Annotated in this window: 12 protein-coding genes; 8 read left to right on the forward strand and 4 right to left on the reverse strand. The window is 48.0% G+C overall.

Annotation, left to right across the window (positions count from 1 at the left end; all coding sequences use genetic code 11):
• Positions 1–21: 21 nt before the first annotated feature.
• From QZT80_RS00960 to QZT80_RS00970, 3 genes are all read right to left on the reverse strand, one after another.
• The gene (locus QZT80_RS00960; protein WP_295116701.1) at positions 22–1,158 is read right to left on the reverse strand and encodes a beta-ketoacyl-ACP synthase III; all 1,137 of its coding nucleotides are present in this window, start codon (positions 1,156–1,158) and stop codon (positions 22–24) included.
• 140 nt (positions 1,159–1,298) lie between these two features.
• On the reverse strand, positions 1,299–2,219 hold the full coding sequence (locus QZT80_RS00965) for a hypothetical protein (RefSeq protein WP_295116703.1): 921 nt from the start codon (positions 2,217–2,219) through the stop codon (positions 1,299–1,301).
• 72 nt (positions 2,220–2,291) lie between these two features.
• Entirely contained in the window at positions 2,292–3,029 is a 738-nt protein-coding gene (locus QZT80_RS00970) for a head GIN domain-containing protein (protein WP_295116705.1), read from the reverse strand.
• 301 nt (positions 3,030–3,330) lie between these two features.
• On the opposite strand from QZT80_RS00970, the gene guaA reads away from it, so the two are divergent.
• The 8 genes from guaA (at position 3,331) to QZT80_RS01010 (ending at position 14,822) form a co-directional block, all read left to right on the forward strand.
• Complete coding sequence (gene guaA, locus QZT80_RS00975; protein ID WP_295116707.1) at positions 3,331–4,869, forward strand: glutamine-hydrolyzing GMP synthase; 1,539 nt, start codon at positions 3,331–3,333, stop codon at positions 4,867–4,869.
• 126 nt (positions 4,870–4,995) lie between these two features.
• A complete protein-coding gene (locus tag QZT80_RS00980; RefSeq protein ID WP_295116709.1) occupies positions 4,996–6,321 on the forward strand; it encodes an ABC transporter substrate-binding protein in 1,326 nt (441 codons plus the stop codon).
• Positions 6,322–6,483: 162 nt separating this feature from the next.
• Positions 6,484–8,904, forward strand: coding sequence for an outer membrane beta-barrel family protein (locus tag QZT80_RS00985; RefSeq protein WP_295116710.1), 2,421 nt, complete (start codon positions 6,484–6,486; stop codon positions 8,902–8,904).
• Positions 8,905–8,984: 80 nt separating this feature from the next.
• Positions 8,985–10,094, forward strand: coding sequence for a sensor histidine kinase (locus tag QZT80_RS00990; protein WP_295116712.1), 1,110 nt, complete (start codon positions 8,985–8,987; stop codon positions 10,092–10,094).
• Positions 10,095–10,098: 4 nt separating this feature from the next.
• Positions 10,099–10,827: a LytTR family DNA-binding domain-containing protein gene (locus QZT80_RS00995; RefSeq protein ID WP_295116714.1), complete on the forward strand. Its 729-nt coding sequence runs from the start codon at positions 10,099–10,101 to the stop codon at positions 10,825–10,827.
• A gap of 130 nt (positions 10,828–10,957) precedes the next feature.
• Positions 10,958–11,971, forward strand: a complete 1,014-nt coding sequence (locus QZT80_RS01000; protein WP_295116716.1) for a ligase-associated DNA damage response exonuclease — start codon at positions 10,958–10,960, stop codon at positions 11,969–11,971.
• A 4-nt stretch (positions 11,972–11,975) separates the two neighbouring features.
• Positions 11,976–13,574 (forward strand): ATP-dependent DNA ligase, encoded by a 1,599-nt coding sequence (locus QZT80_RS01005; protein ID WP_295116718.1) that lies wholly within the window; start codon positions 11,976–11,978, stop codon positions 13,572–13,574.
• 429 nt (positions 13,575–14,003) lie between these two features.
• Positions 14,004–14,822, forward strand: a complete 819-nt coding sequence (locus QZT80_RS01010; RefSeq protein ID WP_295116720.1) for a sulfite exporter TauE/SafE family protein — start codon at positions 14,004–14,006, stop codon at positions 14,820–14,822.
• A 43-nt stretch (positions 14,823–14,865) separates the two neighbouring features.
• Here QZT80_RS01010 and pdeM read toward each other — a convergent pair whose 3' ends face one another.
• Positions 14,866–15,516 (reverse strand): ligase-associated DNA damage response endonuclease PdeM, encoded by a 651-nt coding sequence (gene pdeM, locus QZT80_RS01015; protein WP_295116722.1) that lies wholly within the window; start codon positions 15,514–15,516, stop codon positions 14,866–14,868.
• Positions 15,517–15,557: the final 41 nt, after the last annotated feature.

The raw sequence follows: 15,557 nt of genomic DNA on the forward strand, positions 1-15,557 counted from the left end.
CTAAATGCAATTGTTTGCAGTTTAAACTACGGTGATATGCGCGTAAGCGTACGAGAAACGTGCGCTTTCGGGCACCATCATCGCAATGGTGTCGCCCTTCTTCAGTTTACCGCTTTCCAGCAGTTCTTCCAGCATAAAATAAGGAGATGCGGTGCCTACGTTACCTACACGGGTAAGGTTGGTAAACCATTTTTCCTGCGGGATGGGTACACCCAGCCTGCTGATTTCCTCATCAATCTTAAAACGGAAGTATTCAGAAGAAAGGTGTGGAAGGAAGTAAGTCAGCTTATCGATATCGATACCATGCTTTTCTACCAGCTCTTTCCACATTTTAGCACCGGAAGGCACTATGTTTTTACCGAGCAGGCGCGTATCCTGTTTAAAGGAAAACACGCTGTTGTTGGACCATTCTTCAGGACTCATATCTATCCAGCCTGTAGTAGAACCATCGGGCTGTTTGATAGCGCCAGCGTACATACAGGTTTCCAGTTCATGTGCGTAAGAGGCAATCTCCACCCAGTCGACCCTCAGCGACAAACCTTCTTCATTTGGTTTATCCTGGAAAAGGGCGGCACTTGCACCGTCAGACAACATCCAGCGGAGGAAGTCTTTTTCGAAAGCAATGATAGGGTTATCAGTCAGTTGTTTCAGGTTATCTGTTTCCGGGTTGAATTTTTCGGCCAGCAACCAGCTGGAGAATTTTTCGGAACCGGTACTTACTGCATTTTCGGAGTTGCCGCTTTTAATTGACATAAAAGCGTATTTAAAAGCCTGCATACCAGCAGCACAAGCGCCGGTGGCGGCTATCAGTTCTACGGGCTGACATTTCAGCAAACCGTGTACCATGGCGGCATGGTTAGGCAACATCTGGTCGGGGCTGGTAGTGCCGCAGGCCAGTAGCTGCAATTTGCTCATGGGAAACTTTTCATCAAACAATCCTTGAACCGCCTCTGCCGTCATCTGGGCGTTGGTATGGGTCGTTTTGCCATTCTTGTCCAGGGCGTAATAACGGGTTTTTATCTTGTTATTGCCTAATACGATCGATCTCGCACGGGAAGGCCTGCCATCAACCATCCCCAGTATACTTTCCATTTCGTCATTTCCTACCGGCTCATTGGGTAAAAATTTGGCGAGCCTCGTAATAAAAACTTCTTTCATGTCTGAATTTAAAAGTTATTGCGGTCGTAAATATATAATTCTAAACGTAAATACCAATCAGCCTGCCTTGCGAGCTGTCTCAAAAATCACATGTAGTTCATATTCCAGCTGCAAAGCTACTGATATTGACACCAAATGTGTTAACGCAGCGAAACGCTTTTATGGTATTCCACCTCCTGCTCCAGTTCTTTCTTCCTGAAAACAACCGCAAGTTTGGCAGAGATGGCGCTGATGGGGGTGAGCGTAAATATGCCCAGTATCAGCAGTGTCCTGTACATTAATATACGGCCCTGCCTGGCGGGGTCGCCGGGACCGCCCTTTTCACTGATATATTTTGCCCAAAAACGGAAGGGCTTCTGCGCCTTGGCTTCCAGCACCACCAGTCCGGGGTTAATTTCTACCGCATTAAGGCTCAGCAAATCGTTCTGTAGTGTATTCCAACTTTTTTGAGAAAGTGCTTTGTAGATGGGTTCGCCAAACCGCGTAGCTGCTTTAATGTCGGCCTGGCTCACACCGGCTTCTGGCAGCAGGCCACTGGCCTCTTTCTGTCCCTTAAACGCCCAGCGGAACACCGTGAGTACCGATACCAGGTTATTATGTTTATCCACCAACACCACATTTCCCACCAAATTAGCGCCAGCATCGGCCAGGTATTGTTTCACTCTTTCCTGCGGATTTAACCACATATTGCGTGCGCCTACAATGGTCATCACGTTTTTACCTTTCAGCAAACTTTTACCTGCTTCGCTTTGCAGGAAGGCGGTAACGGGCTGCGAGGGGGAAAGGAACCAGGGTTGGTATGCCAGCACTACCAGGTCAAAATGCTCGTCCGCACTGGTCTTAACAGGCTGTATGGGCCCCGGCCTGTGTAATACACACTCCGGCATACAGTCGTAAAACTGCTGCTTGGACCACGGAAAAGGGAAGGGCTTAACCGGAACGATTTCTTCATATTTAATATCGGCTTTACCCTGCAGGGGAGCCAGCACATTGTCTACTATCGCTTTCAGTTGGCCAGTTTGGGTGAAATAAATCACCAGTATCTTAAGATGATCAGTCATAGTTGGTGTTCCGAGATGCAACAATTGGAGGCGTAAATTTAGCTATTTTTTTAATAAGACTACCTATGACGACTATTCCTTACGTAACGATCCGGAGCCAACAACGCTGCTGGTAGTGGCTATAGCGTCGCCACGGTAGCGCACATCGCCGCTGCCGGCAATACTGGCGGTTACTCTCATGCTGGCATACACGTGCGCGTCGCCACTGCCAGCTATGTTCACTTCTGCATTTTCGGCCAGCAGATCGGTACCGTGGAAGTCGGCGCTGCCTGCAATATCTACTTTCACTTCCCTTGTATTACCTTTTAAGCTGATATCTCCGCTACCTGCCATATCGGCCTCAATCCGAGGGGCATCCAGCTCATCGCTTTTAATATTGCCGGAGCCGGAAAGTGAAAATGCCAGCTTATCGCCTGCCACAAACTTTCCATTTATATTAATATTACCTGAACCAGAGAGAGAGATAAGACGCAGGTCGGCTACGGTAATGTAGACCTTGGTGGCGCGGTTGGTACGGAGCGAGGTATTATCTTTTTGTTTGATTTCCAGTTCGCCCTCGTTTTCTTCCAGAATAATATATGGCTGGATGTTTTCGTCGATTTCCACGACTACCTCCTGCTGCTCGCCCTGGCGGATGTACACGTCCATATTTCCCTTAAGCTCGAGTTGGTCGAACCTGGCGGTTTGGCGGGTTTGTTTCACTACGTTCCCGTTGCCCTTAATTTTTTCGTGGCCCAGCATTTCGTCGCAACCGGTTAACGTTGGGGCCAAAGCGGCGCATAATAACAGTGATAATAATGATGTTCTCATAAAAAGCTGAATTTTAGATATGACGGCGATTAATATATTATGATATTGGGATGATGTTATATTACCTACCTTCTCCTTGCTCTCTCCTTGCTTTCAGGTAGCTTTCAGGTAGCTTCCAGGTTGCTTCGGCCATAAATGCGAATATAGTACCAGATTTATATACGCTGCTTATAAAAACCGGGGTAAACCGATGGAAAATTACGAAAAGCTGAGAATTGCGTAACCCAATTTTTATTTCCCGGCCCGAATACCCCGATCGGCTTTTCTCCTTTTCTTGGTTTAACCTATCTTTGCACCCATCATGACAGAAAAGATATTGATCCTCGACTTCGGTTCCCAGTACACACAACTGATTGCACGTGTAATCAGGGAGCTTAATGTATATTGTGAAATACAGCCCTGCACCCACCCGATTGCCTGGGAAAGCAGTATCAAAGGTGTGATCCTTTCCGGCAGTCCCTTTTCAGTAAACGATCCAAATGCTCCTGTTGTGGACATTGCGGCCATTGCTGCAAAAGTTCCCGTACTGGGCGTTTGTTATGGCGCACAGCTGATGGCCAAGGTATTTGGCGGCGAAGTAGCTAAAAGTAATTCCCGTGAATACGGCCGCGCCTTTATGGAGCATCAGGATAAAGAAGAGAAATTATTATATGATATAACTGGCCGTAGCCAGGTATGGATGAGCCATGCCGATACGATCGTTCGCATCCCGGAAGCATTTGAAGTAGTAGCTAACACCGAAAACATACCGGTAGCTGCGTTCAAATGCACAACCCTCACCACGCACCCGCTCTTCGGTTTGCAGTTCCACCCGGAAGTAACACACTCTGTAGAGGGCAAGCAAATCGTTCGCAACTTCCTGGTACACATCTGTGGCATGCAGCAGGACTGGACGCCGGCAGCATTTGTTCAGGAAACCATTGCCCGCATCCGCGAGCAGGTAGGTGATAAAAAGGTAGTAATGGCGCTTAGCGGCGGGGTTGACTCCACCGTAGCGGCCGAACTGATCCACAAAGCGATTGGCCCCAACCTGTACTGTGTATTCGTAGACAACGGCCTGCTCCGCAAAGACGAATTCGAAACGGTACTGGATTCCTATAAACATATGGGCCTCAACGTTACAGGCGTAAACTCAAAAGACCTTTTCTACGGCGAACTGGATGGCGTTAGTGATCCTGAACAGAAACGTAAGATCATCGGCCGCCTGTTCATCGAGGTGTTCCAGCAGGAATCTACCCGCCTGAAAGACATCGCTTTCCTGGGTCAGGGCACCATTTACCCCGACGTAATTGAGTCGGTATCTGTAAACGGCCCTTCTGCTACCATTAAATCGCACCACAACGTGGGTGGTTTACCGGAGAAAATGAATATGCAGCTGGTAGAACCACTTCGTTTCCTGTTTAAAGACGAAGTTCGCCGCGTAGGTAAAGAAATAGGTATCAGCGAAATATTCCTGGCCCGTCACCCCTTCCCGGGGCCTGGCCTGGCTATCCGCATACTCGGCGCCATTTCTGCCGAAAAAGTGGCCATGTTGCAGGAAGCCGACGCTATTTATATCGACAACCTTAAAGAATCGGGCCTGTACAACCAGGTTTGGCAGGCTGGCACCATCCTGCTGCCGGTACAGAGCGTTGGCGTAATGGGTGATGAAAGAACATATGAATTCACTATCGCCCTGCGCGCCGTGACTTCTACCGATGGCATGACCGCCGACTGGGCGCACCTGCCATACGAGTTCCTCGCTAAAGTATCGAACGACATTATCAATAAAGTAAAAGGCATTAACCGCGTGGTATACGACATCAGCTCCAAACCACCGGCCACCATCGAGTGGGAATAAGCTTAATACCATACTGGCGGCCTGTAAAAAAGGCCGCCAGTATCATTTGAAATACACCCTATTTTAATTCCTGTCACCCCGTTCCCCACTACAGTTGGGAACGATTTTTGCAATTTCATGGACGCTATGAACCGATCTACGTCAATATACAGCTTCCGTTTCATCCTGGTGATTTTCACCATGATAATGACTAGTTGCTCCGTATTCAAAAAGGCACCGGCCAAAACAGACGGCCCGCCCCCTACACTGTCGAAACCAACAGAAGAGAAAAAAGCAGAAGAACCGAAGAAAGAAACTTCCAAAGCCGCTCCGTTTAACGTAGCCGCCTTCGGAAAGGACGTTAAAAAGGATGCTTACAACATTGCTGTTTTCGCACCACTGTACCTCGACTCTGTATTTGCCACCTCCACTGATATTCCAGGCCGCAGCATGCCGCGTTATGTATTGCCCGGACTGGAGTTTTACGAAGGTGTGCAACTGGCCCTGGATTCCCTGGAAAAACAAGGCGTAAAACTGAGCGTGTTCGTATACGACAACAAAGCCCGCCAGGCAGATGTACCCACCCTCATCCGCAATAAACAGCTGGATGCCATGGACCTCATCATCGGCGCCGTTAGCACACCGGAACTGAAACAACTGAGCGACTTCTCCAAAGAGAAAGAGATCAACTTTGTTTCTGCCAGTTACCCTAACGATGGCGGCATTACCGACAATCCGTTCCTGCTCATTACCAACAGTACCCTTAAATCGCATTGCGAGGCTATACAGAACTATGTGCAGAAGGGCTTCACCAATCGTAATGTACTTATCGTAAGGCGCAATAACAGCTTTGAAGCCAAACTGGCCGAAGACCTGATAGCGGCGAATGAGAAAATGGCGTACGACAAGAAATCACGCATTCGTGAGGTAATCTGGAGCGACGCTACACCAGAATCCGAACTCTCCAAATACCTGCTCACCGATCGCCCGAACCTTTGCATTGTAACGGCACTGGATGAAACAGGTGCGCGTTCCATCGTTCGCAAGTTTGCCACATTGGCCACCACTTACCCGATACAGGTGTTTGGCATGCCCACCTGGGACGTGATGAAGTTTAAAGAACCCGAGTACAGCGGCGTAACGCTCTACTACTCTACTCCCTACTTCAACGACAAAACCGACAGTTTCTCCAAATACATCAGCGAGTACTTCCGCAAAAATTATAAGAGCCGCCCTTCAGACATGGCATTTAAAGGTTTTGAATACACCTGGTATTTCGTGAAATTACTGCAGCAGGACGGCATGTACTTTAACAAAAATCTGAACCGCGAACCGCTGAGAATGTATACCCAGTTTAACTTCCAGCCGGTATACATCAAAGAAGGGGCAGAAACTCCTTCCTACTTCGAAAACAAGAACGTGTATATTATCCAGAAAGGCGACAGCGCCGATTACCGGATGAACGCATTGTAATACAATATTTTAGCTTAAAAAGGAGGCTGCCCGTACGGGACAGCCTCCTTTTTTTATGATCATTTCCTTCCGGCTTTTCATCCTCTAAAATCACCTGTTCGTGTATCAGATTTTCCAGGCGGCGGCTGTGCAGCTAAGTTTGTACCATCAAAATAAACATATATGCAACTCCTTAACCGCCGTTTTCTCCTTTTAGCCTTTCTGCTCCCCAGCGTTGCTTTTGCACAGGCTCCGGCAGGAGCCGTTAATGGCAAAGTGGCCGATAAAGAAAACAAGTTACCCCTCAAACAAGCCAGCGTTACCCTCATTAAAAACGGAAAACAATTTGCTAACCAGCTCACCGGCGAGCAGGGTGGCTTTACCTTTAAAGCATTGGAGGACGGGCAGTACAGCCTCGGCATTTCCTTTATGGGTTACCGCGATACGCTTATCAATCCCCTGACAGTAGCCGGTAAAACACTTGAACTGCCGGTGATAGGTTTAAGCGCCACCGCTAAAGATCTGAAAGGTGTAACCGTTAGCACCATGCAGCCCGTCATTACCCAGAGCGGTGATAAAATGATCGTAAACGTAGCGCAAAGTGCCGCCGCTACTGGCAGCAACGCATTCGAAGTCATATCCAAATCGCCAGGCGTAATGGCCGACCAGGACGGCAACCTCAAACTGAATGGTAAAGCCGTGGCCATTTACATCGACGGTCGCCCGTCTTATCTCTCCGGCGAAGATTTAAAAACGCAGCTGAGCGGCATGCCCTCTTCCAGTTTGGACAAACTGGAGCTGATGAGCAATCCCTCTACAAAGTACGATGCGCAGGGCGCAGCGATCATCAACATCAAACTGAACAAACCTAAAGATATGGGCACTAACGGTACGGTTACACTTGGTGCTACCCAGGGCCGTTACGCCCGCGGTAACGCAGGCGCTACCCTGAACTACCGAAACAAAAAAGCAAACATCTACGGTGCGTACGATCACCTGTATACCCGCCAGTTCGTGGAGAACAAATCCAAAAGGTATTTTGATGATAACTACCTGATCAACGATGTGGACTTTTCCAAAGAACGCAGGAACACCGGCAATGCACGTATAGGCCTCGACTACGATATCAACAAACAAAACTCATTCGGTGTTTTGCTGAAAGGCACGATGGCAGACCGTTATAAAACATCTGACAACCGCACTGTACTTGGTTTTAGCGGGCAGCCGGCCGACTCCGGCACGCAGCAAAACGCACATGGCGACCAGGACATACTGAACCCATCGGTGAACGTTTACTACAAAACCGGTAGTGAGAAAAAGAAGAGTGAACTAACGCTCAACTTCGATTATTTCAACTATAACAAAGACTGGGACGATCACTTCAATTCACAGCGAACTAATGCTGGTGGCGTAAAAGAAGGCATCCCTAATAACATCCGCAACAACTCCGATTCACGCATTGACCTGTATTCGTTTAGCGCAGACTTCACCCAGCCTACGAAGTTCGCCAAGTTCGAAGCAGGTATTAAATCCACCTATACTAAAACCGATAACAACACCATCTGGGAAAACCAGGCCGGCAATGTATGGTTGAACGATGATGGCAAAACCAACCACTTTATCTATAAAGAAAATGTAAACGCCGCTTACGCCGGGCTCAATAAAACAATCAAAAAAGTAACCTTTAACGCCGTACTGCGTATGGAACACACCCACGCATCCGGTAATTCACTGACCACCGGCGAGGAATTTAACAGGGATTATGTGCAGCTGTTTCCCAGCGCCAGCATCAGCTACCAGAAAAGTATGATGAACAGCCTCTCCTTCTCCTACCGCCGCAGCATTCAGCGTTTTGGTTACGAGATCGTGAACCCGTTCATTACTTACAAAAATGCTTATACTTACCAGCAGGGTAACCCGAACATCAAACCCTCTATCAGCAATACAGTAGAAGCAACCTGGTCGTACAAATACATGCTGTTTACCACGTTGGGTTATGTGCATGGTAAAGACAACCTCAGTCCTACTTTTAAACAAGATCCGGGAAGGAAGATACTGATTAACGGGTACGACAACCTGGGTAAATTTGATGTGGTATATGCGAACGTGGTGTTCACCAAAGCCCTTACCAAAAAGTTCCAGACAACCGCTGTGGTAACAGGTATGTTCATCAATATCAAAACCGATATGGGTGCAGGCGAAGTATTTGAGAAGAAAAGTGTAGCCGCACAAATTAACTGGCAAAACACCATCAACCTGCCCAAAGCTTTTTTCCTGGAAGTAAATGCGCAGATGATGACACCTATGAGCGCCGGATACGCCGCCATCAACACGATGGGCAGTATAGATCTGGGGTTACGTAAAAACGTACTTAAGGGCAAAGGCACCCTGAAGCTGGGGCTCAATGACATACTGAACACCAAACAGTATAACATCGATGTAGATTATCAGAACGTACGCTCAAACAATAAGATCAATATGGATACCCGTACCGCTGCCCTCACCTTCACTTACCGCTTTGGTAACAAGAACGTGAAACAGACGAAAACCCGTAAAAACACTATTGAAGCCGAAAGCAATCGTACAAACGTGAACACATTCTAATATAAAATTGTAAATTCAAGCCAGTGCCCCGATCCGCCATTCCGGGGCATTGGCAATTTTAACCAACCACCACATCCGGGATGAACAATGTATTAAAAGCGATAGCAGGATTCTTTAAGAGCGAATGGAAACGGCTGCTCATCATATTTCTTTTTGTGACAGCCTATTACGTGTTAGTGTTATTCGTAGCCTTCAGCCTGAACCCCGAAAGCCTGGAGGCCGCGTATAAGGCCCGTGGCAGCAAAATGATCTACCGGATCACCGCTATTCTCGAAACCACCATCACCTATTACGTACTGATTTTTGTGATCATACTACCTGCCCTGCAAAACCGCAAAGCAGGAAGGTTCTTCGTACTCTTCATCGGGTTCTTCCTATTTAAGTGCGGTTATAGTTACCTGCTCGATTATGAGGCCGTTACCAATGTAAAAGTGACCACCAGCAGCGAAAAACAGGTACAGGTTTTCACCCGTTTCATTAAGGACCACCGCTTCCTGTTCTTTATGCTCACAGAACTGTTCTCCTACATATTTGGCGCCATGATCAGTTTTGTAGTGGCTATCCTTGCATTCTCCAACCAGCGCGGCAAACGACAGAAGGAACTGGAGAAACAGAAGATGGATGCCGAATTGAGCGCTATCAAATACCAGATCAATCCTCACTTCCTTTTTAACTCCCTCAGCTTTATTTACAGTAAAACCGTGCCTTTGAGCGAAGAGGTGTCGAATGCAGTAATGCTGCTTTCCGATATTATGCGGTATGCACTGGGCAAGGAAGAAGACTCTCATGGCAAAGTGGCCCTGAGCAGCGAGATTACCCATATGAACAACGTGATCGCTATTAACCAGATGCGGTTTAACAACAAACTCAGCATCCTTTACAGTGAAGAAATAAACAATCCCCGGGCCCGCATTACGCCGCTGGTACTCATCACTTTAGTAGAAAATGCCTTTAAGCACGGCGACCTTGCCGATCCCGCCAATCCCTTAATTATACAGGTGGAGGCCAGTGAAGAACGAATCCGTTTTTATATTTGCAATAAGAAAAAGAAAGGACCCAAAGAACTGTCGACCGGTATAGGCATTCAAAACGTACGTACCCGCCTGGAACTGATGTATGGCAAACAACACAGCTTTACTGTAAAAGAAGACGAACAGTTTTATATTTCTACCCTTATTATTAACCTGTAAGCACATGATCAACTGCATCATCATAGACGACGAACAACATGCTATAGACCTGCTCACGCATCATATAGAAAAAACGCCGTTCCTGAACCTGGTATATTCCACCACCGAACCGCTGGAAGCCTTACAGTTATTGAATCAGCAAAAGGTCGACCTCATCTTCCTGGACGTACAAATGCCATCCATGACCGGCATCGATTTCATTAAAGCTATTAATGGAAAAAGTAAAGTAATACTCACCACCGCTTACACCGAGTACGCCATGGAAGGCTTCGAAAACGAAGTGGTCGACTACCTGCTTAAACCCATTTCTTTCGTCCGCTTTATCAAAGGCGCACAACGTGCCCTTACTCTCATACAACCTTCGGCCCAGCCACAGCAGCAGGAAGAAGAGGACTATATCTTTGTAAAAACTGAGCAGAAAGGCAAACTGCTAAAGATCAATATCGAAGACATCCTGTTTATCGAAGGCTTAAAAAACTACGTCACCATCCACACGCGTCAGGGTGAACGCATCATCGCCTTACTCAACATCCGCGATCTTGAAGAGCGCCTTAACCCACCCAAATTCTTCCGTACCCACAAATCCTTCCTACTGGCCACCACCTTCATCCGCATGATCGAAGGCAACATGGTACACCTCGAACACACCAAAGAAACCATCCCTATCGGCGATACGTACAGGGATAGCTTCATGGCGCAAATGAAGGAGAAGATCATGACTAATAAAAAGTAGGGGACTACCAAATGCCGCGGCATCACAATAGAATTTGGCATCCGTGTAATGATGTGATGACAACGCCCACTAATCAGGCGGTGTATACACCTCCACCTACGAGCGGCCCGCTTCTTGATAAAGCATTACCATGAACCTCCTGCAATTCACCGACAGGGGCATCTACTGCCCGGCGGGCGATTTTTACATCGACCCCTGGAAACCTGTTGACCGTGCGGTAATTACCCACGCCCACTCAGACCATGCCCGCTGGGGTAACAAACATTACCTCTGTCATACCGATAGTGTGCCCTTACTGCAACTGCGGCTTGGGCAGGATATATCCGTACAGGGTATCAAGTACCGTGAGCCCTTGCTCATCAATGGTGTGAGTGTAAGTCTTTATCCCGCGGGCCATATGATAGGCTCGGCACAGGTAAAGATCACACATGAAGGCCAGAGCTGGGTAGTAAGCGGCGACTATAAAACGGAGAACGATGGCATCAGCGGCGAGTTTGAGCCCGTGAAGTGCCACACGTTCATAACCGAATCCACTTTTGGCCTGCCTATCTATACATGGAAACCGCAGGTACAAATATTCTCCGATATCCGTGAATGGATACAAAGCAATCGCCAGGCGGGTAAAAACAGCGTACTGCTGGCTTACAGTCTTGGCAAAGCCCAGCGGCTGCTCTACAACCTCAAAGACCATGTATCGAAATTCATGGTACACGGCGCCATTTACAACGCACAGGAAGTATTGCAGCAACAACACTGGCCATTGCCTGCAGTGGAACGCATCACGCCCGACACACCCAAATCTGCCTACACCGACAGCGTTATTATTGCCCCACCCTCTGCCGCAGGCAGCACGTGGATGAGGAGATTTAATCCATACGCTTTAGGCGTATGCAGCGGCTGGATGCAGGTGCGCGGTAATATGAGGCGTAGTAACGCAGACGCAGGTTTTGCCATATCCGACCATGCCGACTGGCCAGGCCTGCTCGATGCCGTGAAAGCCACCGGGGCCGAACGCGTGTTCGTTACCCACGGCTTCAGCAGCACATTTGCCCGTTATTTGCAGGAGCAGGGATTAGAGGCAGGTGAAGTAAAGACCGAGTTCGGACAGGAGGAAGAAGAAAAAGAAGTAACTACAGAAACATAAGCTTATGTATCATTTTTCAAGCCTGGTAAAAACGCTCAGTAACAGCACCAAAACCAACGAAAAGCTGGAGGCCCTGAGCTACTATTTTGCCACCGCCGATGAAAAAGACAAACCCTGGGTGCTGGCCCTGTTTTCTGGTCGGCGCCCTAAACGTGTGGTGAGTTCTACGCAGCTAAAGACCTGGTGCATGCAGAAAACAGGACTTAGCGAATGGCTGTTCGAAGAATGTTACCACACGGTAGGCGACCTTGCCGAAACCATCGCGCTGTTATTGCCCGAGCCCGAGCGCAAAGCTGCTGCCCAGCCACTGCATTACTGGCTGGAGCAATTACTGCAACTCACAACAGCCGAGGAATCAGTAAAACAATCCTTCATCCTGCAAAGCTGGGAAGAACTACCCAATAGTGAACGCCTGGTGTTCAACAAACTCATTACCGGAGGCTTCCGTATTGGCGTATCCCAAAGTATGATGGTAAACGCCCTTGCCAAAACCTACCAGATAGCGCCCGCCACACTTTCCCATATGATCAGTGGTAACTGGGCCCCGCAGACTACATTACTCAGCGATCTTTTAAGCACCGAAAACACGCAGACAGATAATTCAAAACCTTACCCCTTCTACCTGGCCTACGCCCTTGATAACGGCCCGGAAAGTTTGGTCAGCCCGGAGGAATGGAATGCGGAGTGGAAATGGGATGGTATTCGCGGTCAGCTCATCAAACGGAATGAAGAAATGTTTGCCTGGTCGCGCGGGGAAGAACTGATTACCGACAAGTTCCCTGAATTTACTCCACTACTGCCACTGCTGCCCAATGGTACCGTGATAGACGGAGAGATACTCAGTTTCGACAGAGAACAGAACCGGCCTTTACCCTTTCAGTCGCTGCAAACCCGTATAGGCCGTAAAAATGTAACAAAGAAACAGTTGCAGGAAGCACCGGTATCGATGCTCTGTTACGACCTGCTTGAGTGGCAGGGCGAAGACATCCGTCCGCTACCGCTGCGGGAGCGCCGGCAGTTGCTGGTGCAGTTGGTAGAGCAGGTAAACCACCCTGCCCTGCGCCTGAGCCCATCCATTAATTTCGATAACTGGGACCAACTGACCGCACTGCGTTTGCAGGCAAGAGATAATGGAAGCGAAGGACTGATGCTCAAAAGGATCGCATCCCCCTACCAGGTTGGCCGTAAACGTGGCGACTGGTGGAAGTGGAAGGTAGACCCACTGGTGATAGATGCCGTGATGATTTACGCCCAGAAAGGGCATGGCCGCCGCTCGAACCTTTACACCGACTACACATTTGCTGTTAGAGATGGCGGGCAACTGGTACCGTTCACCAAAGCCTATTCCGGGCTCACCGACAAGGAAATAGCCCAGGTAGACAACTGGATCAAACGTAACTCCCTGGAAAAGTTCGGGCCTGTACGGACGGTGAAGCCCGAGCTTGTGTTCGAAGTGGCTTTTGAGGGCATTGCTGCTTCCGGCAGGCATAAATCCGGCATCGCATTGCGCTTCCCCAGGATCAACCGCTGGCGACAGGATAAAAAGGCAGATGAGATCAACACGCTTGACGATCTACGGGAGATATTAAAACAATATGGATAAGCTTCGCTATTACAGCCATTTGGCCGATGTTATTAGTACACTAAAATGATGGTTTTTATAGAACAACTATATATAAAGAAAAACAACTCTATATCTGTTTAACTCATCTTTATCCCAAAAAATCCTGTTGCCGTACAAATACATAACTCCCTTTACTATCAATGCTTTCAGCTACCCACCACCCTTACAAACGACGCCTGTACATACCGGGATATTAAAAAAAGACTACCTTTACCAGCAGCAAAAAAACTTCATAACTGAATATGAAGTAAAACCAACCATCAGTACGATTTTTTGAACGCAACAGTTACAAGCAACGGCCAAAACAATTTATAACTGCCAGCAATGGTAGTGTTGCCCAATACATCTGCACGGTTTAATTTCGACACTTTTGGGGAAATGACAATTAAGTATAAAGGATAACCAGGCATGACATTGCTTACAGCACTTTTAATGATAGGAATAGGTTTTCTGATCGGCACCTTTGGTACACTCATTGGCGCGGGCGGAGGATTTATACTTATGCCCCTGCTCCTGCTCATGTACCCCGACATGCCGCCGGACGTTCTTACCAGCATCTCACTCTGCGTGGTGTTCCTCAATGCAGCTTCCGGCTCGGCTGCTTATGCCCGCATGAAGCGTATTGATTACAAATCTGCGATCGTATTTGCGCTGGCTACCCTGCCCGGCTCTATTATAGGTGCCCTGGCCACGGGTTATATTTCAAGGCATGTATTTAATATTATTCTCGGCTGCCTGCTGGTGGTTATCGCCGTTTTCCTGATACTGAAACCGCAGCAGGGTGCTTACGCAACAGGTTTTAACAAGGGTAAACTTACAAGCCGCAACCTTACCGATGCCAGCGGGGAAAAATATCAATTCTCTTTCAATCTCTGGAACGGCATCCTGATCAGCTTTTTCGTTGGTTTCCTCTCCAGTTTACTGGGCATAGGTGGCGGTATTATTCACGTACCCGCACTGGTTAGCCTGCTTAACTTCCCCATACATATTGCCACGGCAACATCGCACGCTATCTTAGCCGTGATGGCACTTAGCAGCACGATCGTACATATGATACAGGGCAGTTTCTGGGAAGGATGGCAAACAGCCCTCTGCATTGGAGCAGGTGTGATTGCCGGCGCACAACTTGGCGCAGGCTTATCTCACAAAGTAAAACCTAAAGGGATTATTATTGCCCTTGCGGGCGCTTTGCTGATTGTGGGCGTGAGGTTGTTGTTTACGAAGTAACTGCCGCTTCTTTTCTCCCAACAAAAAATTGATCTACCAGCCGTTACTGCATCTTTATCACCTTCTTTTCTGCCAACACAAACACCGGCTCGCCGGCCTGTGGCTCTATGGTGAACATACCAGTAAAATGGCTGAAAGCTGGTAGTACTGCATACTGCTGCCCAAAATAAAAACAGGGTAAACGAAGACTCTGCCTGCCATAACCATTCATTCGTACCCCCGGATGAATATGGCCTGATAACACATAGTACGCTTTAGAAGGTGGCGCATCAGCGGCATCATGCACAAAATGAATGTTATGCAGGCGTAAGGAATCGTACTGACGTATCTCCAGATCCTGGTATACGCTTTCACCCATGATATCGTGATTACCGGTAATGAGGTCAAATTGCAACTGGGGAAATTGCCTGCGCCAGAGCTTAAAGTAATTCACTTCGTTATTGGCTACGCTATGGAACATATCGCCAACAATAATGAGCTTTTCCGGGTTGTAACGAACAATAAGCTGTTGCAGGCAGAAAAGGTCCTCCTGCACAATATTCCCTGGTATAGCGATGCCTGCTTTCCTGAAGTGTGCCGATTTACCAAGATGGAGGTCTGAAACGATCAGTGCGCGTTCTTCTTCCCAATACAAACCTTTCCCTGCCGAAACACGCCAATGCTGTTCCCTGAAATGAAACGAAATATCTTCCACGCTGCAAAAATAGGGGAGAATAAAGAGATGAAAAAATGAGG

Origin of the sequence: uncultured Chitinophaga sp., from assembly GCF_902168175.1 — a bacterium.
Lineage (GTDB): Bacteria > Bacteroidota > Bacteroidia > Chitinophagales > Chitinophagaceae > Chitinophaga.

Bases quoted from the DNA above. Each gene is read 5' to 3' on its own strand.
- QZT80_RS00960 (WP_295116701.1), bottom strand. From the start codon at position 1,158: ATGAAAGAAGTTTTTATTACGAGGCTCGCCAAATTTTTACCCAATGAG.
- QZT80_RS00965 (WP_295116703.1), bottom strand. From the start codon at position 2,219: ATGACTGATCATCTTAAGATACTGGTGATTTATTTCACCCAAACTGGC.
- QZT80_RS00970 (WP_295116705.1), bottom strand. From the start codon at position 3,029: ATGAGAACATCATTATTATCACTGTTATTATGCGCCGCTTTGGCCCCA.
- guaA (WP_295116707.1), top strand. From the start codon at position 3,331: ATGACAGAAAAGATATTGATCCTCGACTTCGGTTCCCAGTACACACAA.
- QZT80_RS00980 (WP_295116709.1), top strand. From the start codon at position 4,996: ATGAACCGATCTACGTCAATATACAGCTTCCGTTTCATCCTGGTGATT.
- QZT80_RS00985 (WP_295116710.1), top strand. From the start codon at position 6,484: ATGCAACTCCTTAACCGCCGTTTTCTCCTTTTAGCCTTTCTGCTCCCC.
- QZT80_RS00990 (WP_295116712.1), top strand. From the start codon at position 8,985: ATGAACAATGTATTAAAAGCGATAGCAGGATTCTTTAAGAGCGAATGG.
- QZT80_RS00995 (WP_295116714.1), top strand. From the start codon at position 10,099: ATGATCAACTGCATCATCATAGACGACGAACAACATGCTATAGACCTG.
- QZT80_RS01000 (WP_295116716.1), top strand. From the start codon at position 10,958: ATGAACCTCCTGCAATTCACCGACAGGGGCATCTACTGCCCGGCGGGC.
- QZT80_RS01005 (WP_295116718.1), top strand. From the start codon at position 11,976: ATGTATCATTTTTCAAGCCTGGTAAAAACGCTCAGTAACAGCACCAAA.
- QZT80_RS01010 (WP_295116720.1), top strand. From the start codon at position 14,004: ATGACATTGCTTACAGCACTTTTAATGATAGGAATAGGTTTTCTGATC.